Annotated in this window: 20 protein-coding genes; 13 read left to right on the top strand and 7 right to left on the bottom strand. The window is 40.7% G+C overall.

The window, feature by feature from the left end; translation table 11 throughout:
- Positions 1-2 precede the first annotated feature (2 nt).
- Entirely contained in the window at positions 3-1,211 is a 1,209-nt protein-coding gene (locus BV375_RS00185) for a NupC/NupG family nucleoside CNT transporter (protein WP_086756109.1), read from the bottom strand.
- Positions 1,212-1,325: 114 nt separating this feature from the next.
- Between BV375_RS00185 and BV375_RS00180 the strand changes: the two genes are divergently transcribed.
- Both BV375_RS00180 and BV375_RS00175 read left to right on the top strand, forming a co-directional pair.
- Positions 1,326-1,601, top strand: a complete 276-nt coding sequence (locus tag BV375_RS00180) for a peptidase (protein ID WP_086755985.1) — start codon at positions 1,326-1,328, stop codon at positions 1,599-1,601.
- Between the two features lie 688 nt (positions 1,602-2,289).
- Positions 2,290-3,588: an acetyl ornithine aminotransferase family protein gene (locus BV375_RS00175; RefSeq protein ID WP_086755984.1), complete on the top strand. Its 1,299-nt coding sequence runs from the start codon at positions 2,290-2,292 to the stop codon at positions 3,586-3,588.
- A gap of 68 nt (positions 3,589-3,656) precedes the next feature.
- On the opposite strand, the gene BV375_RS00170 is transcribed toward BV375_RS00175, so the two are convergent.
- Together BV375_RS00170 and BV375_RS00165 are read right to left on the bottom strand one after the other, a co-directional pair.
- The gene (locus tag BV375_RS00170) at positions 3,657-4,622 is read right to left on the bottom strand and encodes a 50S ribosomal protein L11 methyltransferase (RefSeq protein WP_086755982.1); all 966 of its coding nucleotides are present in this window, start codon (positions 4,620-4,622) and stop codon (positions 3,657-3,659) included.
- 55 nt (positions 4,623-4,677) lie between these two features.
- On the bottom strand, positions 4,678-5,184 hold the full coding sequence (locus BV375_RS00165; protein ID WP_086755980.1) for a GNAT family N-acetyltransferase: 507 nt from the start codon (positions 5,182-5,184) through the stop codon (positions 4,678-4,680).
- Between the two features lie 542 nt (positions 5,185-5,726).
- Between BV375_RS00165 and BV375_RS00160 the strand changes: the two genes are divergently transcribed.
- The 3 genes from BV375_RS00160 (at position 5,727) to BV375_RS00150 (ending at position 8,458) form a co-directional block, all read left to right on the top strand.
- Positions 5,727-6,680: a hypothetical protein gene (locus BV375_RS00160; RefSeq protein WP_086755978.1), complete on the top strand. Its 954-nt coding sequence runs from the start codon at positions 5,727-5,729 to the stop codon at positions 6,678-6,680.
- Between the two features lie 251 nt (positions 6,681-6,931).
- Complete coding sequence (locus BV375_RS00155; protein WP_086755976.1) at positions 6,932-8,053, top strand: universal stress protein; 1,122 nt, start codon at positions 6,932-6,934, stop codon at positions 8,051-8,053.
- Between the two features lie 84 nt (positions 8,054-8,137).
- A complete protein-coding gene (locus tag BV375_RS00150) occupies positions 8,138-8,458 on the top strand; it encodes a multidrug efflux SMR transporter (protein ID WP_086755974.1) in 321 nt (106 codons plus the stop codon).
- Positions 8,459-8,740: 282 nt separating this feature from the next.
- On the opposite strand, the gene BV375_RS00145 is transcribed toward BV375_RS00150, so the two are convergent.
- The gene (locus BV375_RS00145; RefSeq protein WP_086755972.1) at positions 8,741-10,681 is read right to left on the bottom strand and encodes an FAD-dependent oxidoreductase; all 1,941 of its coding nucleotides are present in this window, start codon (positions 10,679-10,681) and stop codon (positions 8,741-8,743) included.
- 305 nt (positions 10,682-10,986) lie between these two features.
- Between BV375_RS00145 and BV375_RS00140 the strand changes: the two genes are divergently transcribed.
- From BV375_RS00140 to msrA, 3 genes are all read left to right on the top strand, one after another.
- On the top strand, positions 10,987-11,589 hold the full coding sequence (locus BV375_RS00140) for a TetR/AcrR family transcriptional regulator (RefSeq protein ID WP_086755970.1): 603 nt from the start codon (positions 10,987-10,989) through the stop codon (positions 11,587-11,589).
- Between the two features lie 391 nt (positions 11,590-11,980).
- Positions 11,981-12,577: a peroxiredoxin-like family protein gene (locus tag BV375_RS00135; RefSeq protein ID WP_086755967.1), complete on the top strand. Its 597-nt coding sequence runs from the start codon at positions 11,981-11,983 to the stop codon at positions 12,575-12,577.
- 184 nt (positions 12,578-12,761) lie between these two features.
- The gene (gene msrA, locus BV375_RS00130; RefSeq protein ID WP_086755965.1) at positions 12,762-13,256 is read left to right on the top strand and encodes a peptide-methionine (S)-S-oxide reductase MsrA; all 495 of its coding nucleotides are present in this window, start codon (positions 12,762-12,764) and stop codon (positions 13,254-13,256) included.
- A 186-nt stretch (positions 13,257-13,442) separates the two neighbouring features.
- Here the strand turns inward: msrA and BV375_RS00125 are convergent, their stop codons facing one another.
- The gene (locus BV375_RS00125; protein ID WP_086755963.1) at positions 13,443-14,192 is read right to left on the bottom strand and encodes an SDR family NAD(P)-dependent oxidoreductase; all 750 of its coding nucleotides are present in this window, start codon (positions 14,190-14,192) and stop codon (positions 13,443-13,445) included.
- Positions 14,193-14,198: 6 nt separating this feature from the next.
- A complete protein-coding gene (locus tag BV375_RS00120) occupies positions 14,199-14,864 on the bottom strand; it encodes a class I SAM-dependent methyltransferase (RefSeq protein WP_086755961.1) in 666 nt (221 codons plus the stop codon).
- A 750-nt stretch (positions 14,865-15,614) separates the two neighbouring features.
- Here BV375_RS00120 and BV375_RS00115 point away from each other — a divergent pair.
- From BV375_RS00115 to BV375_RS00105, 4 genes are all read left to right on the top strand, one after another.
- Positions 15,615-16,289 (top strand): hypothetical protein, encoded by a 675-nt coding sequence (locus BV375_RS00115; protein ID WP_086755959.1) that lies wholly within the window; start codon positions 15,615-15,617, stop codon positions 16,287-16,289.
- Positions 16,273-17,034, top strand: coding sequence for a class II aldolase/adducin family protein (locus BV375_RS00110; protein WP_086755957.1), 762 nt, complete (start codon positions 16,273-16,275; stop codon positions 17,032-17,034). Before BV375_RS00115 ends, BV375_RS00110 begins: the two co-directional genes overlap by 17 nt.
- 356 nt (positions 17,035-17,390) lie before the next feature.
- Positions 17,391-17,531: a hypothetical protein gene (locus BV375_RS36420; protein ID WP_166507333.1), complete on the top strand. Its 141-nt coding sequence runs from the start codon at positions 17,391-17,393 to the stop codon at positions 17,529-17,531.
- Between the two features lie 48 nt (positions 17,532-17,579).
- Positions 17,580-17,816, top strand: coding sequence for a hypothetical protein (locus BV375_RS00105; protein ID WP_086755955.1), 237 nt, complete (start codon positions 17,580-17,582; stop codon positions 17,814-17,816).
- 53 nt (positions 17,817-17,869) lie between these two features.
- On the opposite strand, the gene fahA is transcribed toward BV375_RS00105, so the two are convergent.
- Entirely contained in the window at positions 17,870-19,186 is a 1,317-nt protein-coding gene (fahA, locus tag BV375_RS00100; RefSeq protein ID WP_086755952.1) for a fumarylacetoacetase, read from the bottom strand.
- A 165-nt stretch (positions 19,187-19,351) separates the two neighbouring features.
- Here fahA and sugE point away from each other — a divergent pair, with 165 nt between their 5' ends.
- Positions 19,352-19,672 carry a quaternary ammonium compound efflux SMR transporter SugE gene (gene sugE / locus BV375_RS00095; RefSeq protein ID WP_086756106.1) on the top strand — a complete coding sequence of 107 codons (321 nt, stop codon included), beginning with the start codon at positions 19,352-19,354 and terminating at the stop codon, positions 19,670-19,672.
- Positions 19,673-19,982: the final 310 nt, after the last annotated feature.

Raw genomic sequence — 19,982 nt, 5'->3', positions numbered from 1 at the left:
TTTTACACCAGCATTCCGGCAATACCAGCGGTGATAAAGCTAGCGAGCAGTCCACCAATCATGGCTTTCACACCCATACGAGCTAAGTCATGCTGGCGATTGGGTGCCATACCTGCAATACCACCAATCATAATCCCAATTGAGCCAATATTCGCAAAATTACATAATGCATAAGTTGCAATAATTACGGCTCTTTGGGAAATTTTCCCATTGGCAATTAATGTTTTTAAATCTAAAAAAGCAATAAACTCATTGAGAACTGTCTTTGTACCTAACAATGCTCCTACTTGCCGACAATCAGTCCAAGGTACACCCAACAGCCAAGCGACAGGAGCCATAATCAAAGACAAAATCCACTGCAATGACAACTGCGGTAAACTCACCAATCCCCCCAACCATCCCAGCAAGGCATTAAAGGCAGCCAGTAACCCTAAAAAGGCAATAATCATTACCCCGACGTTAACTGCTAGCTTCACACCATCAATTGCCCCTGTAGTAGTAGCATCAATCACATTAATGTAATTTGTTTCTACATCAAGCTTTGCATGACCAGCAGTTTCAGATACTTCCGTTTCTGGATAAAGTAATTTTGATACTACTAAAGAGGTGGGCGCAGTCATAAAGAAAGCGGCTATCAAGTGCTCTGCTGGGATACCAAACGATAAATAAGCCCCCAATACTCCCCCAGCAATTGTGGCAAAACCACCCGTCATGACGGCATGGAGTTCTGATTGAGTCATGCTTGCGACATAGGGTTTAACTATTAGTGCTGACTCTGTTGGTCCCAAAAATATATTACCTGCACAAGATAAAGACTCAGATCCTGATGTTTTCATCGTCTTCATCATTACCCAAGCCATCCCACTTACCACTCGCTGCAAAATGCCATAGTAATACATGACACTAATAAAAGCAGAGAAAAAGATAATAGTGGGTAACACTTGAAAGGCAAATAAATGATCTTTGAAATTATCTCCAAAGACAAATTTGGCACCAACATCAGAGAAAGCCAAAAAATTGCTGACCACATCCCCTAGAGTTTTAAATACAGCCAAACCGCCAGGAGTTTTGAGAATCAGCAGTGCAAATGTAAATTCTAAACCCAAACCCCAAGCCACAGTTCGCCAACGTACAGCACTGCGATTTACAGAGAGAGCGTAGGATATACCTATGAAAACTAATATTCCTAGGGCGGAAATGGCACGTTCCATGTTAATTTCCAAAAATGCACTGCTCAGAGGCTTAGCCACAAAGCATACACAAAAATATGCCCTCTTTGACAAATGATTTTGATAACCTAAAGGTTACTTAACTAGAAATTACTTATGAAACGAGCGTTTCGCAAATATCATCGCCAAATTGCCATTATTTTATGTCTGCCCTTGTTTCTAACTGTGCTAACAGGTATGAGTTTTACCATTGCCCATGAATGGCTGCACCAAGACGAATTCGGTGAATTTCTTCTGCATATTCATACCCTAGAAATCATTCATTTAGAAAAAATCTATCCACTGTTAAATGGTTTGGGATTAGTCGGCTTGTTGATTACTGGCTTAAGTATGACAGGGTTATTTCGTAAACGCTCAGATTCACATAGCTAGTGCAAGCAGGAGGCAGGAGGCAGGAAAGCTTAGATCTTCAATGGGTTCCCTGTTCCCTTAAAAAAAAGACCCCCGGTAGTTAGCCGAGGGATTCTGCAAGTCGGTATTGTCGCACAAAGACATTCGCGAATCTCAAGATATCAACTTGACAATTAAAATATCTGCCAAATTGCCAAATCGATATGCTTAGAGGAGTTCAATGAAAAGTGCTGAGTACTGAATTGACAGACTAGATGGTAGAGGCACAAAATTGTTTGTGCCCTTACAACTCAGCAAACACAACAATACATATAGGACTCATATTTGATTTTTGAAAAAAACTCAGTACAGTTTTATTCCTTCTTCCCTGTTCTCTGTTTCCTCCCTACGCAAATAATTTCAGGAATCAAAACGCATTCTTATAGTGAAGTTATTGTTATGGTAAATTTAGCGGACATGATATAAGATTGTCCGGCACAGGGAGACAGGAAAGATTTTTTGGGGAATCTCTTAGTGTCACCCCGTCTATTTATATGATGCGTTTACCTCAATCTTTAACTTAGTAGAATTTTGCTGACTAGCCTATTTTTGGGCTGCTGCTTTACTGTACGCAGGCTGAGTATAAATCTTTTACAAAGAGAAACAAATGCTACTGCAATAGTTGAAAGCTAGGCTTTTAATCAGACATTATCTTAAAAAAATCTAAAGTATGTTAAGTATCTCTGTAAATCTGGGTTTACCACGTGTCCCCAGCTTAGTAACTTCTTTGCCAGGACCTCGTGCCCAAGCAATTATAGAACGCGATCGCGCTGTAACTTCTCCTTCTTACACTAGAGATTATCCCTTAGTCATAGCTAGGGGTGAAGGCTGTATGGTGGAAGACGTTGACGGCAATGTTTTCTTGGATATGACAGCAGGTATTGCTGTTACCAACACTGGACATGCCCACCCAGAAGTTGTCGCTGCAATTCAAGCCCAGTCAGCGCAACTCCTACACATGTCGGGGACTGACTTTTATTATGAACCGATGGTAGAACTGGCGGAAAAATTAGCAGTTCGTGCCCCTTTTCCCCAAGGTGCTAGAGTATTTTTTACTAACTCCGGAGCAGAGTCCAACGAAGGCGCAATTAAACTAGCTCGATATTACACTAAGCGATCGCAGATTGTGGCATTTTTGGGCGCATTCCACGGACGCACTTATGGGGCAATGTCTTTGACTGGTTCTAAAGCAGTGCAGCGAGCCAATTTTGGTCCTTTCGTACCTGGAGTGACTCATATTCCCTACGGTACTCACGCTAGCTTGGATTACTTGGAAAAGCAGCTATTCCCGACGATGTTACCACCAGATGAGGTAGCAGCAATTGTAGTTGAATCAATTCAAGGGGAAGGAGGCTACATCGTCCCCGAAGAAGGTTTTTTGCAACGGATTCGCGATATATGCGATCGCTATGGCATCTTGATGGTAGTGGATGAAGTGCAATCTGGTATGGGGCGTACAGGTCGTTTATTTGCGATCGAGCATTGGGGCGTGATGCCGGATATTATTACCACAGCTAAAGGTATTGCCAGTGGTCTGCCTTTGGGTGCGATTCTCTCTAGACCTGAGTTAATGACTTGGCCTCCTGGTGCCCACGCTACCACATTTGGCGGCAATCCAGTGGCTTGCGTTGCTGGTATTACCACACTTCGACTGTTGGAAGCGGGTTTGATGACTAACGCTTGCCAAATGGGAGAGTTATTACAAGCTGGTCTTGGCCAATTACACCAGAGATTTTCCAGACTATCCTTACCGCGAGGTAAAGGCTTAATGGTAGCGGTGGATATATTAGATGAAGAAGGTAATCTCGATCGTAAAATGCGCGATCGCATAATTCAAGAAGCTTTCTTGCGGGGTTTACTATTGCTTGGTTGTGGTAAAGCCGCAATTCGTTTTTGTCCACCTTTAATTATCGATAGCAACCAAATTCAAATTGCGTTAAATATTCTCGCGGATGTGCTAAGTTCATAAACCACGCGGTAGGGGCACGGCATCCACAATCTTCTGGTACATACAGTAATATTACTGCTGCCGTGCCCCTACTTTGGCTCTGGAAACTGCTGTAAGCGATAAGCAAGTGCAACCCATTCATCTTGTCGCTCACAATCGGCAAACTCAAAACCTGCTTCTGTTAATGCTATAACCAAATCTTCCTCATGATCGATAGTAAAACCAGCGGCAATCAACAGTCCTCGATGTACATCAGTCTGACGCAGTGCTTTTTGGTAATCAGCAGCCAAGGCAATATGTACTCTAGCTGGGATATTTGCAACGATCAGGTCAAATTGATTTTTAGCCTCAACTTTAGGCACATTATTAATAGAATCTCCGCCTAGCCAATGTCCGAAGTCACTACCAGATCCCAGACTTCCTTCCATTACTGTTACTTGCTGCTCTACTCCATTCAGACATACAGCGTCTTGAGTTGCTTGCACAGCAATAGTATCATTGTCCAAAGCTAAAACATTAGCACCAAGTTTTGCGATCGCCACACTCAAAATACCTGAACCTGACCCCAAATCGAGAACATTTATTGCAGGGGTAATATGACGTTCCAGCAGTTTGAGGCTGAGTATAGTCGCTGGATGCAAACCGCTACCAAAGGCTAGGCTGGGTTTAAGTCTTAAGATGATTTCATTCGCTGCTTCAGAACTATATGGCATATCAGCAGAGAAGATAACGAACTTTTGCCCAATCCGGCGTACAAGGTGACTTGCTAGTTCTGCATCTGCTGGTTTTTCTTCAACTATCGCCATCTGGAGAGCCGTAGAAATTCCTGTACGTTCTAACGGTGAGAGCAGTTTGGCGATTTCTGACCCACGTTTATCTGCATGGACATCGTAGGGTAAGTATAAGCAGATGCTAAAAGCCCAATCGTTGCCCAAACCTGATTCTGTGTATTTCTGGATATGAAGGTCACTGGTAAAGTTATTTTTTGCAAGTAAGCTACAGACCCAATCAACCGCCTCATTTGTGGTATCGAGGCTCAACTCCATCCACGACATATTTACTTCCTTTAGGCGTAGCTACATAGATACAGGGCATTAGTCATTTGTTATTTCACCTTGTCTCCTCATCCCCAATTCGCAGCCCCATAATTACTAAATCACATTCAATACCATCCAGGTCTGCGATGTTGGGCAAATGTCCCCAAGGTTTAAACCCAAATGTTTCAAACAGCTTTAAACTGGGTTGATTATGGGCAAAAATGAACCCGATTAACGTCTTTAAACCCAAATTTGGACTTTGGTGAATTGCTTGCGCTAGGAGTTTTCGCCCTAAACCACATCTTTGAAAGTTTGGGGCAATGTAAATACTAATTTCGGCGGTTTTACTGTAGGCTGGTCGCCCATAAAAGGATTGAAAACTCAGCCAGCCAGCAACTACACCCTCTACTTCTACCACCCACAGCGGTCTTTGTGAAGGCGATCGCCCCCGAAACCAATTGAGGCGGCTTTCCACAGTCACCGACTCTAAATCAGCAGTAGCCATGCGGGTAGGAATTGCAGCATTGTAAATTGCTACAATAGTAGGTAAGTCAACTTCAGTCGCATAGCGGATAGTCATTGCTGGCGTCTTCAGAGAAATGCTTACTAAAATATTTAAAAATAATACAGCGTTAGCGCTTGCAATTCTATAGGTTGAGGTAGTAATAGTTGCGCTGGCTTCTCAACAACAGTCGCGATCGCTATCTCATTATCAATTTATATATTATGATTAATAACTTGCTAACTCCTTAGTAATCCCCCTAAAGCAGCAGATAATTTTGTGTGATAGATAGCATATAAATGTTTTTATCTAATTATTTATATATTCCTTTAGTCTAATTTTGCAAATAGACTTCTTTTTTATAGGAAAAAATTTATTTTATTGTTATTTTTACTACAAAAAATAAAATATAGATATTCCTGAAACTACCTTGATTCCACGTCACATCTAAGGTTATTTTTGTTTTCAGTTAAAGCATTTATACAAAATTAAGTTAACCAAAATTCTTGCCAATTGTATTTACAACTGAAGGTAGAGGTTGTTGACATAAGGCATAGTTAGGATCGAAGTAATTGAATTTATTAATTCCTAAAAATAGCAATATCTAATTTTGAACTACTATGTCTATTAATCTCATTCAAAAAGATAATGATGAAGTCGCTAAAACTGGAACTCAATCTCTAGAAATAGAACTTGCTCTTTTTATACTCAAACTCAAAAATGGTATTTGGCTGGCTGGTATTCCATCGTGGCTTTTTGGAATCACTGATAGAAGTTTAGCAGCCTTTGCTGATGGTTATCTCTCTACTCTGGAAGTATTTCAGCTATTTACAGCCTCATTCTTCTTTTTGAGTTGGTTATATTTAAGACCTGAACATGATTTAGATAACAATGATGTAGACTCTACCTTGTATCAAGGATATCTATGTCCAACTCAATACAACAAGTTGGAGTTGAAAAAACGGCACATGATCAGTCAGGAATATATTTTACCTTTTCCTTACTTGTGCCAAATATATCATTTATTGAACTTAAAACATTTAGAAACCATTCACAAATTTAGTTTGAATAATTTGCGGGTGATTAATATCAGTCACTTCCAGCCCACAGCCATTGGTGGTGTCATCAAATTTCAAACAATGTTAGATTCTCCACTTAATGCTTTAAGAATTTGGCGTCAACCAATTGTTGAGGTGGATTTAATCTTACATACTCCCTATACCGTTGAATTGAGTATTCCGGTCTATAACAATAAAAGAATAGTTGTGATGTTTTATGCCTTACCTTTAAATCACAGAGAGCATCAACTATTTATAGAAATCTACAGTGATTTAGAATGGCCCAAACCAATACTGCAAGTCTTATTGCATTTTGCCTCTTGCTTAACTCTCTTTGAAGATTTACCTTATTTACGCAATCTTGGTGAGAAAAATATTGAGCGTTTATTCAATATGAATTTAGCTTCAAATCATCAAACTATGTTGCTGTTTAAAAGATTTGTTGAGCTATATGGTTCTAGTACAAAAGCACCCAAATTAATTGAAGGAAGTCATGAGATAGAGCACTCCTATTAATTTGTGAACTTAATCGTAGAGATACGCGTGAACCAGTGCGGTGAGTCCAGCACTGGTTCATGCGTATTTACAAGTCTGGTGACGGAACTCATCCGAAGTGTCTTGATGAAGGTTGCTTCCCGTATGCTCGTATCAGCAGTTTAAAATATTTCTTAACCAACATACTGATGGAAGATTCCTAGGTATTTTTGGCGAAATTGGAGTCAGTCTTTTAAAAGAAATCGTTAAAGACCTAGATAAATCTTCTATTCATGTTCAATAACTCTACAACCTCTGTTGACAGTTCTTACATCCGTCCTTACCGACGTGGGAAACATAAAATTTTCATCGGTATGGCTCCTGGTGTTGGTAAAACTTACAAAATGCTAGAAGAAGCACATCAGCTCAAGCAAGATGGGATTGATGTTGTGATTGGCATCTTGGAAACTCATGGACGCAAAGACACAGCTGAAAAAGCTACAGGGCTAGAGGTGATTCCAAGAATAATCAGTATCCGAGAGAACGTTACTTTGCAGGAAATGGATACGGATGCAATTGTGGAACGTTCTCCCCAACTTGTGTTAGTTGATGAACTCGCTCATACCAATGTCCCTGGTTCTTCACGAGAAAAGCGCTACCAGGATGTGGAAGTGATTTTGTCCGCTGGAATTGATGTTTACTCCACCGTCAACATTCAGCATTTGGAAAGTTTGAACGACTTAGTTGCACGAATTACAGGTATTGTAGTGCGAGAGCGGATTCCCGATCGCCTGCTTGACGAAGCTGACGCTGTTGTAGTTATTGATGTCACTCCAGAAACGCTAGAAGAACGGCTGCGAGAAGGCAAAATTTACGCCCCTGAGAAAATAGCTCAATCCCTAGAAAACTTCTTTCAGCGTCGTAACTTAATCGCTTTGCGGGAACTCGCACTACGAGAAGTAGCCGATACAGTTGAGGAGGAAGCGAACACTTCTACTTTGGAAGGGCAGAACTGTAATATCCACGAGCGAGTACTGGTATGTGTCTCTACCTATCCTAACTCCGTGCAATTACTTCGTCGCGGAGCACGCATTGCTAATTACATGAATGCCCGACTTTATGCCGTTTTTGTAGCAAACCCTGAACGATTCCTGACCAAACAAGAAAGTTTACACATTGATACGTGCGAGAAATTATGTAGAGAATTTGGTGGCGAATTCTTACACGTCAAGAGTCAAAACGTCGCTCAAGAAATTGCTCAAGTTGCGGCAAATCATCACATCACTCAAATTGTCATTGGTGAAAGCCAGCAGCCTCGATGGAGAAGGTGGTTTAAAGGTTCTTTTACACAACGATTAATGGAGCTAATCAGACAACAAAATATTGATTTACACATCATTGCCACCGAAAAATAGTTTAAAGATAACATCAATATTTATACTTATTGATTTTTATTATTTGCTTAGAGATAATTAAATGCCCTAGCATTTAAAATCAACATGCTAATCAGTTGGATTTACCTTGTTACAGCAGTACTCTTTGAAGTTATGGGTACAACTTGTATGAAGCTGTCGCAAGGATTTACTAAAATTATTCCTTCGATATTGGTATTTACTTCTTATGGAATTTGTTTGACTTTTCTTACACTTTCGCTAAAAAAAATTGAAGTTAGTGTTGCTTATGCTTTTTGGGCAGGTTTAGGAACTACGCTGATTGCAATCATCGGTATTGTTTGTTTTCGGGAGTCTATTAGTAGCTTTAAACTCATATCGATCATTTTAATTGTCATTGGAGTGATTGGTTTAAACTCAGGTAAATAAACTAAATTTTTAGCTTACACAGAAAATGAAACTGGCGTGGTATAGCTAATTTAGTACATTAATAAAAATCCCGTTTATCGGCGTACAACGGCGTACATCGGCGGTTAGTCCCATCTAATTAATGCACTATTTTAAGTAGGTCACGCCACTACAATAATTTACACCAGTTTCCAGGTATGGAACCACATAGCTTCGTAGGGGCACGGCGTCCGCAATCTTCCGATATATACAATAATTTTACTGGTGCCGTGCCCCTACCGCGTGGTCTTTATCAATGATATTTTAAATTTGTAATAACCCTTCTGGATTCACTGATAAAAGCGATCGCCTTTGCAAACTCTCACGAGATAAAATTTCATTAGCTGCTAATAAACCACTACTTACAGCCCGTTCCATTAATCCACAAGGAAAAGGCATTTTCACCCAATCTCCAGCAAAAATTAAATTAGAAACACCAGTGCTAGTTTCTGGACGTTCTGCATAACTATTTGGTGGATATCCAGAAAAATTATGTTGATTTACTAATTCTCGATGCAGTACCTTTGCTTGCTTTAATTCCGGTACAATTTCGTAAAGTTCCTGTTCAAATGTTGTTAACAAAGTCTCCTGGGTAGGGAACTGTTTTTCTTTATAACAATAAGCGTGTAACTCTACTACACTTCCACCAGTACGTTTTGCCCAGTCAATAAATTGTTCTTGAATGCGGTGATATAGGGTAATACTATCAGTTAGCTGGTAGCCAGATAAAGAAGTAAAACTACTTTGTTCCCAGTGAAAATCGCGATCGAACCAGAAACGACACACAGCAAAAGGATCGGCGATGCTTAAATTTGCCACTTGCGATCGCACTTTTTGCTCAACATCACCATTAATCCGCTTAAAAAGTTGCTGTACTCCCGGTACATCAGTCGCAAAAACATAATAATCGGCTGTGATTGTCTGTGGTAATGTCGATTCTTGATTTGTCGCTACTAGTTGTAATTCTTCATCTTGCCGTTGCACTACTTTGAATTTATTTAAATCTCTTTGCGCTGGTCCTTTTAAAACTTTACCATCATCTGCAAAAACTGCACCATGACAAGGGCAATGAAACTTTCCATCATCTGTTTTTTTAACAGTACAACCTTGGTGCGTACAGGTAAGAGAAATTGCTTCTTGAGCGCCAATCTGTGCAGCAAAAACTTCATCCGCAGCACCAAAATATTCTATCTTTTCATCTGCCACAACAGAGTTACGCTTCACCCAAAAAGGTACATTATTTTTATTAGTACCAATCAAATATTTTAAAGAATCAATCTTACCTTCTACAGCAGAAATCTCACTTACTGTTGCACCTGTGATAATTTTACCACCATTACTCAGAATTGCTTTGGCAATGGGTTGGACTAAACTGGTTCCCATATCATCTTTGGTGCCATTAAAAGCTAGCCCTTCTGGGTTGCCAAAAAAATAAAAGTGAAAGAATTGCATGAGTTCCCCCACACTCATCAAGTCTGGTGCATTCAAACTAGATTTAGCAAACGGGAGAAAATATAAGTCGTATAAACCTCGGGGAAATTCCTTTTCTACCCAATCAGCAACGGAAATATTATCGAAGCGTCGATAATTCTTTTCTCTCTGAAATCCAGTAATTGCTTGAAAGACTTGTAAGTGTTTTAAGTTAATTAGATTAATACCCCATTGCAAGCGATTGGGAGAAGCGATCGCTAAATCTATAATATTCCAAGGAAAGGCTGAACGGCTGGGACGAAATACCTCTGGTTGATATTTGCGATCGCGGTAAACAACTGCATAAAAATTTAAGGATTGAAAATGCTCGTTGATTCCCAATTCTGTGACCAAACTATTCAGATTATAGTACTGGGGAAAAAATCCATGAAAACCATGTTCCATAATGAATGTTTCACCAACAGCTTCAACTTGCCAACTAGCAATTTTCCCACCAAGTTGAGGGGACTTTTCTAAAAGTGTCACAGCAAATCCCCGTTGGCTCAATTCATATGCACAGGCTAAACCGGCTAATCCCGCCCCAATAACTACAACACTTTTATCTTGATTCAGCATCCGTGGTAATTTTAGGGTATCTCTTTGAAAAACCGTTGGTTGTGGCTTACTGAAACGAGAGTATCCGGTTACTCCAGCAATACTACCAATACCGAACCACTTGAGGAGTGTGCGGCGGGAAAAGGTAGATGATTCTGGTGAATTAGATAATTGGTTCATTGGTTACAGAATTAACTCTTCATCATGAATTACTGGCATGAAATAATGGCTGTGAGTTAGCCCCTGTTTCGGAGTATCTTTCCTATTTCAGTGTTAATCTTCAGCGGATTTATTTTGGCAGAACGGGATCAATTATCAATGGCTGGTTGTTGTTTTTGTAAATACTGTGCCCTCAAATTTGCTGGATCAGGTTATTTATGCCACAGACGATAAATCTGCTGATTTGGGTTCACAAATGAGCAGATTATTTGACAGTGTAATATAATATTTGATAGTTGACTACTAAACGTTAGGTAGGTTTGAGAGTGTCAGACGATCGCCGCTCTCCAAAACAAGCTTCATCTAGTGGTAGAGATCGCATACTTGATGAAGCAGAACAGCTATTTCGCAAGCATGGCTACAATACGGTAGCCATGAGGGATATTGCGAATGCGGTAGGAATACGTCAAGCATCTTTGTATTATCACTTTCCCAGTAAGGAGCAGCTTTTTGTAGCCGTAACTGAGCGCGTGTTTGAGCGCCATCGCCGGGGTTTGCAGCAAGCAATTCGGCAAAATGAAGATGATTTGCGATCGCAACTACATGCAGTTGGTGCGTGGTTCCTTTCTCAGCCTCCCATCCATTTTTTGAGCATGGTACATACAGATATGCCTTTGTTGGATGAGGAAAATACTGCTAGGCTGTCAGCTTGCTCCTCGCAATTTATCTTTGAGCCTATTTGTCAAATATTTGCTCAAGCACAACAGCGAGGCGAAATTCGTGAAGTTCGTCCCCAACTGCTAGCCGGATTCTTTCTGTCTGTGATCGAGAGTCTTCCTCTCGCCACTACCTTACCCGATGCTGCACCAAGAGAAGTCATCGTTAATGAAATGATTTCTGTTTTATGGGATGGATTGAAACCCCAGTAAAATTTTGTAGTGACAAATCAATCTAAATATTGGCTTATTGATGTACAGTTGCTCAGACTCTAGCTATATTGCAGGCACATTTATGATGAGGCATGTGCAATTTATTGAGTAAAGTAAATGCAGACATGTTTCCCTGGGAGCCACTATCAGTTCTAGGCGTTCGTTTCAATAAAGACAGAGATTTAAAGCGATCGCCTGATGAAATGTATGGCTTAATTTGCATCAAAATAACGCTAACAGCAGATAATAGTCACGACTTGGAACGTAAAACAATTACTGTAACAATGTCAATCTCAAGGTCTACTTTTCAGTATCTTTACTGCAACAGTATTTCTCTACGAAGCACTAAAAAGGTAGATAAAAGTGTAATTTAACTGTCAGGAAAATTACTATGGATTTTACAGAGTATCTCAAAAATGAGCTAATTTCTTCAGGTATTGTTGACCAAAGCTTAAAGATAGGAGATCTGATTCCTAATTTTATTCTGCCCAATGCTTTCGGTCAAACAATAGAATTACAAAAACTCTTAGTTAGTGGGCCTGTAGTTATTTCCTTTTTTCGAGGTTCCTGGTGTCCTTTTTGTAACTTGGAACTAGCAGCACTCCAGCAGGCATTACCTGCAATTAAAACATTAGGAGCTTCACTAATTGCTATTTCACCTCAAACTACTCGTCATACAATATCAACTGTTGAAAAACATGAACTTAGCTATGAGGTATTAAGTGATCGCAGCAATATGATTGCTCGTCAATTTGGAATTGTGTTTCAAATCCCCGAGTACCTCAGATCGATATTACAGGAAAAAGGTCATGTTTTACCCAGATACAACGGTGATGAGTCTTTTGAACTACCTATTCCAGCTACATTTGTAGTTTCTCCAGATGGAAAAGTCATTTATGCTTTTGTTGACCCAGATTATACTAAACGGTTAGACCCCATTGAAATCATCAGCATTCTGCGAAATATTCCTATGGTTAGCAACAGCTAGAATATTAATTGACAATTTATATTTTTGTTCAAATTCTTAGATAAAACTCAGCATTATATCAGACTCAGATCAGGATAGTCTGCCATTCTAATCAATAGAAAAATCAGACAAATATTTTATTTTCAAATATTTGTCTGATTTTAAGAATTTCATTTAGCATCAATACATAAGAGTTGTCAAAGATATGCAAAACACCACTTTACAAAAAGTTACATTTGGAGCAGGCTGTTTCTGGGGAGTCGAAGCCGCATTTCGTCAAGTAAAAGGCGTAACTTCTACAGCAGTTGGTTACAGTGGCGGAAACTTTGATAATCCAACTTACGAAGATGTCTGTCGCGGCAAAACTGGACATGCCGAAGTAGTGGAAGTGGAATACAATCCAGCAATAGTATCTTATGAGGAACTGCTGAGTGTGTTTTGGAATAAGCACAATCCTACAACCGCAGACGGACAGGGTTCAGATATGGATTCTCAATATCGCTCAGTAATATTTTTTCATACTCCAGAACAAGAATTACTAGCCAGGGCTTCAAAGGATCGGCTTGAGAATAGCTCTCGCTACAATAAAAAGCCAATTGTGACCCAGATTGCGCCCGCATCACAATTCCACAAAGCAGAAGAATATCATCAGCAATATCTGGAGAAACATACACGAGCATCTGGCAGAATAGGCTTGTAATCTGTAGGCTGGGTTGAAGAACAAACCCAGCCAGATTTTTAGGCGCATTCCCTTCTGGCTACTGCCTCCTGCCCTCTAGCTTGAAAATGCTGAGTGCTGAGTAGAAATCCCAGTCTCACTTTCATGCAACGCTCGTGAAATTTGTTTCATCGGGACTGCCTTTTCTAATAAAAAATGAGTATTAGCTTACCAATCTTGTTGTGTTGGTCGGATGAGAATTTCATTTACATTGACACGTTGTGGTTGTGTCACGGCGTAAACGATCGCCGCCGCAATATCTTCACTTTCTAAAGGCGTAATAGAACGACGGCGTTCTTGACTGCTTTGTTTGGCAATAGGGTCTGAAATTCGGTCGTCAATTTCTGTATTAACTAAACCAGGCTCAACAATAGTCACACGGATATTTTGTTTGCAAACTTCTTGCCGCAAAGATTCTGAAAAACCGTTGACACCCCATTTAGTTGCATTATATACACCAATACCAACCCGTGCCGTCCGACCCGCTACAGATGAAATATTAACGATATGCCCCGCACCCTGAGCTTTTAAAATTGGTAATACAGCATGAGTGACATACAGCAGTCCCAACAGGTTGAGATTAATCATATCCTTCCAATCTGAAGTATTTCCACCATCGATCGCACCCACAGCAGCAATGCCTGCATTATTGACTAGGATGTCTATTTGACCAAATTCTGCCTTTGTTTTCTGGACTAAATTCTGTACTTGAGTCTCATCTGTAACATCAGTGATGATAGGCAATGCTTTGCCACCACTGTTCTTTATTCTTTGTGCTAGTGCATCTAAGCGATCGCCTCGTCGAGCAGCCAGAACTACTTTTGCGCCCTCTGCTGCTAGTGCTAGTGCTGTGGCTTCACCAATACCAGCAGAAGCTCCGGTAATAATTGTAACTTTGCCATCTAATTTATCTGTCATGATGAATTAACGTTTGATTGCTAGAGTGAGTCCATCTGCTACAGAAATCAAGCTTAAATCTATACGATCATCTTGATGCAGCTTACTATTAAAATCTCGGATAGCATTGGTAGCTGAGTCTTGAACATCTGCTTGTATCACACGTCCAGACCAAAGCACGTTATCTATAGCAATCAACCCACCAGGTCGAATTAACTTTAGCACTAGTTCGTAGTAGTGATAATAGTTCTCTTTATCGGCATCAATAAAGGCAAAATCAAAAGTTTCTGCCTCACCTTCTGCCAGTAATTTTTCCAAAGTCTCTATAGCTGGTGCAAGCCGCAGGTGAATTTTTTCTGACACCCCTGCTTCTTTCCAATAACGACGCGCGATTTCTGTAAATTCTTCGCTGACATCACAAGCTATAATTTTCCCCTCAGGTGGTAAGGCTAAAGCGACGCTCAAAGAACTATAACCTGTAAAAACTCCTAACTCCAGAGTCTTCTTTGCCCCAATAAGTTTGACTAACAAACCGAGAAACTGACCTTGTTCTGGCGCTACCTGCATATTTGCTCTGGGATGACGCGCCGTCTCTTCCCGCAGTTTGAAGAGTAATTCTGGTTCTCGCAAAGAGACAGACAAGAGATATTCGTAAAGTTCGTTGGGTAGATGCAGCGTTTTACTAGGAGCCATTAGAGTCAACAACTATCGATATTTTTTAGGATTTAAATATTATAATGTACGGCAAACCGATAAGTTTACCGTATATTTTATTGCAGCACAGTATAAACAAAGCCAAAGCGATCGCGCTGTTCTTTAAATAGTGCTTGAACTTTTGTCGGCAAAGTTGCTTCCTGGTACTTGTAACCAGGAATTTACTGTGGGTTTCTTCTGTTGAATAGCTATTGATTTAAGTCATGAACTGCATACAACAAGACGCACGAAAATTTTTCTTTCCTTGTTTGTGCCTTTTACTTATTTATCTAGAACCTATGCAGCTTCCTTATTTAGCGCATACTCTGACGAGCGATCGCTAATTCGCAAATAAAGAAATATTGACTTGATTTTTGCAACTAATCAAAAGATGGTATGCTAAATTCATAAACTACGGTAAATCAGTCGAGTTAAAGTAGATTATAAATCTCTCGTATTACATAAATATGACTGCTGCTTCAACTCTAAACCATTGAGATGAAGGAATAAATTGGGGTGACTTTTATAAAACAGCACAGCTTTCGTTACAGACAAGTGTATTCTGCCAATCAAATTACTTGGTTGATTCGTGGTTTGATCCTGTAGAAGATGCGATCCCCTTAGTTAGGCAACAAGTGCAACGCCAAGAACAACAAGCAGTAACCATTACTTAGATCAAAAACTGCACCAAACGCTCAGATCAAGCGAGAAAGCGTAAGTCTTAATCCCAAATCTCACACCCAAAATCCTATGGCTCACACAACTGTTCTCAAATCCTTAGAAGCAGACGAATGGTTTATTGATAGCCCTGACTTACGTGAGTTTGTAGCTATTGTTAAAAAAATTAGCTCTAGCACAACTCATAACCGCAAAGAAACCCTTAATGCTCTTGTACCCCATTTTTCCGCACTCTTGAAAAAACAAGATTGGTTACCACAGGAATTTGCCCAACCAAATCTTAATAGCGGATTGGGGGGCGGGATTGGACAATGGCTGCTGTATCGTTCTCAGGATCGTTCACTTACCATCTTTAGTTTGGTGATTCCGCCCAATTCTATTACTCCTGTCCACGACCATTTATCTTGGGGACTTGTAGGCTTGTATAAAGGTAGGCAAGAAGAAACTGTCTACCGTCGTTTAGATAACGGTGAGTTAGAAGGACGTGCCCAGTTAGAAAGTATCGGTGTTTATAAAGTCAAAACTGGCGATATTTACCATCTATTGCCTCCTGATGGAGACATTCACTCTGTCAAAGCGACGACAGTATTTACTCCCTCTATTTCTATTCATGTCATGGGGAATGATACTGGCAGCATTTTACGACACCAATATAACCCCGAACAAGGAAGTGTCAGGTCTTTTCGCTCTGGATATTCCAACGCACCACATCAGGAACAAAGGAAAAACCATGCCGATATTCGCTAGACCCCAACCACCAGTTTTTGAACGAGTCGAAGAAGAACGTCTCTACCGTAAACAACGCCTTGCTGCTGCATTTCGCCTATTTGCCCGTTTTGGTTTCAGCGAAGGTACAGCAGGTCATATTACTGCGCGTGACCCAGAATTTACTGACCATTTTTGGGTAAACCCATTTGGAACATACTTCGGTCATATCCGTGTTTCTGATCTGGTTTTAGTCAATAGAGAAGGCGAAGTTGTTAAAGGAGATGCTCCTGTAAATCGCGCCGCCTTTGCTATCCATTCCCAGGTTCACGAAGCAAGACCTGATATAGTTGCAGCAGCACACGCCCATTCCCTGCATGGAAAATCTTGGTCAAGCCTTGGTCGCCTACTTGATCCCCTCACTCAAGATGCTTGTGCTTTTTATCAAGACCACACCCTATTTGAAGAATATAGGGGTGTGGTCTTAGATACTTCTGAAGGTAAAAAAATTGCTGAAGCATTGAGCGATAAAAAAGCTGTAATCCTGCGGAATCACGGCTTTTTGACTGTAGGGCAGACAGTAGACGAAGCCGCTTGGTGGTATATCAGTTTCGAGCGTTCGGCTCAAGCGCAACTTTTAGCACAAGCCGCAGGTAAACCCATTTCCATAGACCACGAAACTGCTACTTTAGCTCATAGCCAAGTGGGAACGCATTCTGGAGGCTGGTTTAGCTTCCAACCACTCTACAACAGGATTGTGCGTGAAGAACCGGATTTATTGGATTAGTTAAGGATTTAAAAAGCACAAGGCAAAATATCTCTGCATTCCCGCGTCTCACTTACCCCGATCTCTAAAATTTTGCGTGTGTTGCCAAATACATAGGTGGTTGAGACTACAACAGCAACCCCAAGAATTACTTCCTGTGTCTTAAGAGGCGATGCCTGCGGCAGGCTACGCCTAAGCATCTCAGCAAAAAGTTGCTGATACCTTTTCCAAAGCAGGTGTAATTGCAGCAAAAGTTTATGTCAAGCAACTTTGGGACAGCACTTTTAGCGAAGATATCGCCCAGTGTAAGTAAAAGACAGAATTTTCAAACAATTCGTAATTGATAATTTGTAGTTTGTAATTAAAGAACTGAAGCCATGAAGAATGTACAAAAGTCGCGATCGCTAGCTACTCATGCGGGATTAGATAGCACTAACCGCATTTTTGAAGTTAATGGTACACGGGCGACAGTCAGAAAATATGGCTTTGACCCTTACTGGAAGACTTGCGGACTTTAGCTACGAACACCCAACAATCACAGCTTACTCCTGAAAATGGTGAACATTATGTTTCATAGAATAGAAAGAGAATTATCTGATGGAGAACCTTGGTCAGTTAGACAATATTCCCAGTTACCGCCTGATATCCAGTTATTAGTTGAACGAGAACAGGGAATAAAAGATATCTGGGAATTACCTTCTCAAAATTATAATAACAATGCCCCAAATAAAAATAAAAAGCTAAAGCGATTTTTGCTTTACCCTTTATTTAGCGTGATTCGTAATAAATTGTTAAAAGCTTAAAACCTGTTTAATTCGGTTCGTTTAATTAATACCATAATTAGCTAGATTTGGTGTCAGGAAATTAAAATTTTACCTCGACATTCTCCAAATCCAACTCGGTTGTAACCTGCTTTTTCACAGTATCCGCGAAGCATAACTTCATCTCCATCAAACAAAAATTTTCTAACTTCACCTGTAGGCAGTTCAATAGGTTTGGAACCACGCTGGGTCATTTCTAGTAAACAACCCTGGGAACCTGCTTCAGCACCGGAGACTGTTCCACTAGCAAGTAAATCTCCCGGACGAAGGTTGCAACCATTACTTGAGTGATGGGTAAGCATTTGCGCTAATGTCCAATACATCTGCTGGAAAGAACCACGGCTCAAACGAAACGGCTGCAAACCTTGTTCTTGCATCAGAGTTGAACGAATCCAAACTTCCAGCGTAATATCGATACCACCCAAACTGGTATCCAGTGCTGAAGAGAGATAAGGTAGGGGTTGGGGATCGTCTTGAGCGCGACAAAAAGCTGGACAGCGAAAGGGTGCTAAAGCTTCTAAGGTGACTACCCAAGGAGAAATTGTTGTAGCAAAGCTCTTGGCTAAAAATGGGCCTAGGGGCTGGTATTCCCACGCTTGGATATCTCGTGCTGACCAGTCATTAACCAAGCACAATCCAAATATATGTTCTTCTGCCTGTTCTATAGATACAGCTTTTCCTAGCTCATTTCCAGCACCTACGAAAAACCCGATTTCTAACTCATAATCCAGCATTTGAGAAAGTGTAAAGCTGGGGGCTGAATCTTCTGGTTTTTTTATTTGACCACTGGGACGCTTAATATAAGTATTGCTAGGCACAATTGAGGAAGCCCGTCCATGATAGGCGATGGGTACATATTTATAGTTGGGAAGTAATGGATTATCAGGTCGAAAAAGCTTTCCCACATTGGTAGCGTGAAAGATTGAGGCGTAAAAATCTGTATAATCACCAATATTTGCTGGTAATAAAAGCTCAACTTCAGATATGGAAATGAGAATTTCTGCTTCTGGAAGATTCTGTTGTGTGTCGTACCGCAGCAATTCGCTTAAGCGATGACGCAACGCTAATCTCGCTTGGCTTCCCATTCCCATCAATAAATTTAAATTAGGCGCTGTACATGCTGCTAGCAGCTGTTCGGGAAGTTCCTGAAATAAGCCTAGTTGATCGCATCTAGCCAAATCTAAAATCTTTTCTCCAATCGCAACTCCAATGCGTGGAGGTTCAGCGCTACCCTGAGTGCGGAATACACCAAAAGGCAAGTTTTGGATAGGAAAATCGGTATCTTCTTGATTTGCTGACTCTACCCAACTGCGTAAATTTGGGTCATGGGTGGCATCAATGGAATAGGTCATAAGTCGAGATGGTGAGAGTGGAGGAGTAGGTAGACTCACATCTTGCACTTAACAGGGTAAACCATGAACAGGCAGATAAAAAATATAAAAGTGTAAAAATAAAAGCAAAAGCTGCGGTAGATGTGTGAGAGTTGGCAATTTCTGCAACGTATAGGGGAGAAAACGATGGCTTGGATTTACCTTCTGATTGCTGGTGTGCTTGAGATGGGATGGGCAATCGGCCTGAAGTATACACAGGGATTTACTAAGCTTGGCCCTAGTATCGCTACTGTTGCTTGTATGGTACTGAGTTTCGCTTTCTTGTCAAAAGCACTCCGCACATTACCAGTGGGTACTGCCTATGCTACTTGGACTGGTATCGGAGCCGCAGGTACGGCTGTGATGGGTGTAATTTTATTTGGAGAACCTGCTGAAATTAGGCGCTTTTTCTGTATCGGCTTAATTATGGCAGGCGTGCTGGGACTTAGGCTTGTTTCTTCGCATTAGCGGATATTGCAGAATGATTTTTCCTCGCATCAGCCCTAAGAGTGTTCCAAACAATAAATGACCCAAAACCTGTCATTGCGCTAAGCGAAGCCATGCCCGAAGGGCTTTATGAAGCAAAGCGGAATGTTCGCGGAGCGTTCTCGAAGGGTAGCAATCGCAGAGTTTGAGATTGCTTCTCTGCGAGACGCTACGCGAACGCTACACTCCGTTTCGCTCGCAATGACAATTGGGTATTTTTTTACTTGGAGTACTCTAATACCAATTCACTAAAACTGTGATACAGATAAAGAAGGAATAAATATCAACGAGT

This window comes from Nostoc sp. 106C, from assembly GCF_002154725.1.
GTDB lineage: Bacteria > Cyanobacteriota > Cyanobacteriia > Cyanobacteriales > Nostocaceae > Aulosira.
The sequence above is the reverse complement of the archived record's forward strand: the minus strand, read 5'-3'. Positions and strand labels throughout refer to the sequence as shown.

Excerpts from the sequence above, each read along its gene's own strand:
- BV375_RS00135 (WP_086755967.1), top strand. The coding sequence starts at position 11,981 with ATGGATTTTACAGAGTATCTCAAAAATGAGCTAATTTCTTCAGGTATT.
- BV375_RS00105 (WP_086755955.1), top strand. The coding sequence starts at position 17,580 with ATGTTTCATAGAATAGAAAGAGAATTATCTGATGGAGAACCTTGGTCA.
- BV375_RS00160 (WP_086755978.1), top strand. The coding sequence starts at position 5,727 with ATGTCTATTAATCTCATTCAAAAAGATAATGATGAAGTCGCTAAAACT.
- BV375_RS00115 (WP_086755959.1), top strand. The coding sequence starts at position 15,615 with ATGGCTCACACAACTGTTCTCAAATCCTTAGAAGCAGACGAATGGTTT.
- BV375_RS00180 (WP_086755985.1), top strand. The coding sequence starts at position 1,326 with ATGAAACGAGCGTTTCGCAAATATCATCGCCAAATTGCCATTATTTTA.
- BV375_RS00150 (WP_086755974.1), top strand. The coding sequence starts at position 8,138 with ATGCTAATCAGTTGGATTTACCTTGTTACAGCAGTACTCTTTGAAGTT.
- BV375_RS00165 (WP_086755980.1), bottom strand. The coding sequence starts at position 5,184 with ATGACTATCCGCTATGCGACTGAAGTTGACTTACCTACTATTGTAGCA.
- fahA (WP_086755952.1), bottom strand. The coding sequence starts at position 19,186 with ATGACCTATTCCATTGATGCCACCCATGACCCAAATTTACGCAGTTGG.
- BV375_RS00170 (WP_086755982.1), bottom strand. The coding sequence starts at position 4,622 with ATGTCGTGGATGGAGTTGAGCCTCGATACCACAAATGAGGCGGTTGAT.
- BV375_RS00155 (WP_086755976.1), top strand. The coding sequence starts at position 6,932 with ATGTTCAATAACTCTACAACCTCTGTTGACAGTTCTTACATCCGTCCT.
- BV375_RS00175 (WP_086755984.1), top strand. The coding sequence starts at position 2,290 with ATGTTAAGTATCTCTGTAAATCTGGGTTTACCACGTGTCCCCAGCTTA.
- msrA (WP_086755965.1), top strand. The coding sequence starts at position 12,762 with ATGCAAAACACCACTTTACAAAAAGTTACATTTGGAGCAGGCTGTTTC.
- BV375_RS36420 (WP_166507333.1), top strand. The coding sequence starts at position 17,391 with ATGAAGAATGTACAAAAGTCGCGATCGCTAGCTACTCATGCGGGATTA.
- BV375_RS00120 (WP_086755961.1), bottom strand. The coding sequence starts at position 14,864 with ATGGCTCCTAGTAAAACGCTGCATCTACCCAACGAACTTTACGAATAT.
- BV375_RS00125 (WP_086755963.1), bottom strand. The coding sequence starts at position 14,192 with ATGACAGATAAATTAGATGGCAAAGTTACAATTATTACCGGAGCTTCT.
- BV375_RS00110 (WP_086755957.1), top strand. The coding sequence starts at position 16,273 with ATGCCGATATTCGCTAGACCCCAACCACCAGTTTTTGAACGAGTCGAA.
- BV375_RS00185 (WP_086756109.1), bottom strand. The coding sequence starts at position 1,211 with ATGGAACGTGCCATTTCCGCCCTAGGAATATTAGTTTTCATAGGTATA.
- sugE (WP_086756106.1), top strand. The coding sequence starts at position 19,352 with ATGGCTTGGATTTACCTTCTGATTGCTGGTGTGCTTGAGATGGGATGG.
- BV375_RS00145 (WP_086755972.1), bottom strand. The coding sequence starts at position 10,681 with ATGAACCAATTATCTAATTCACCAGAATCATCTACCTTTTCCCGCCGC.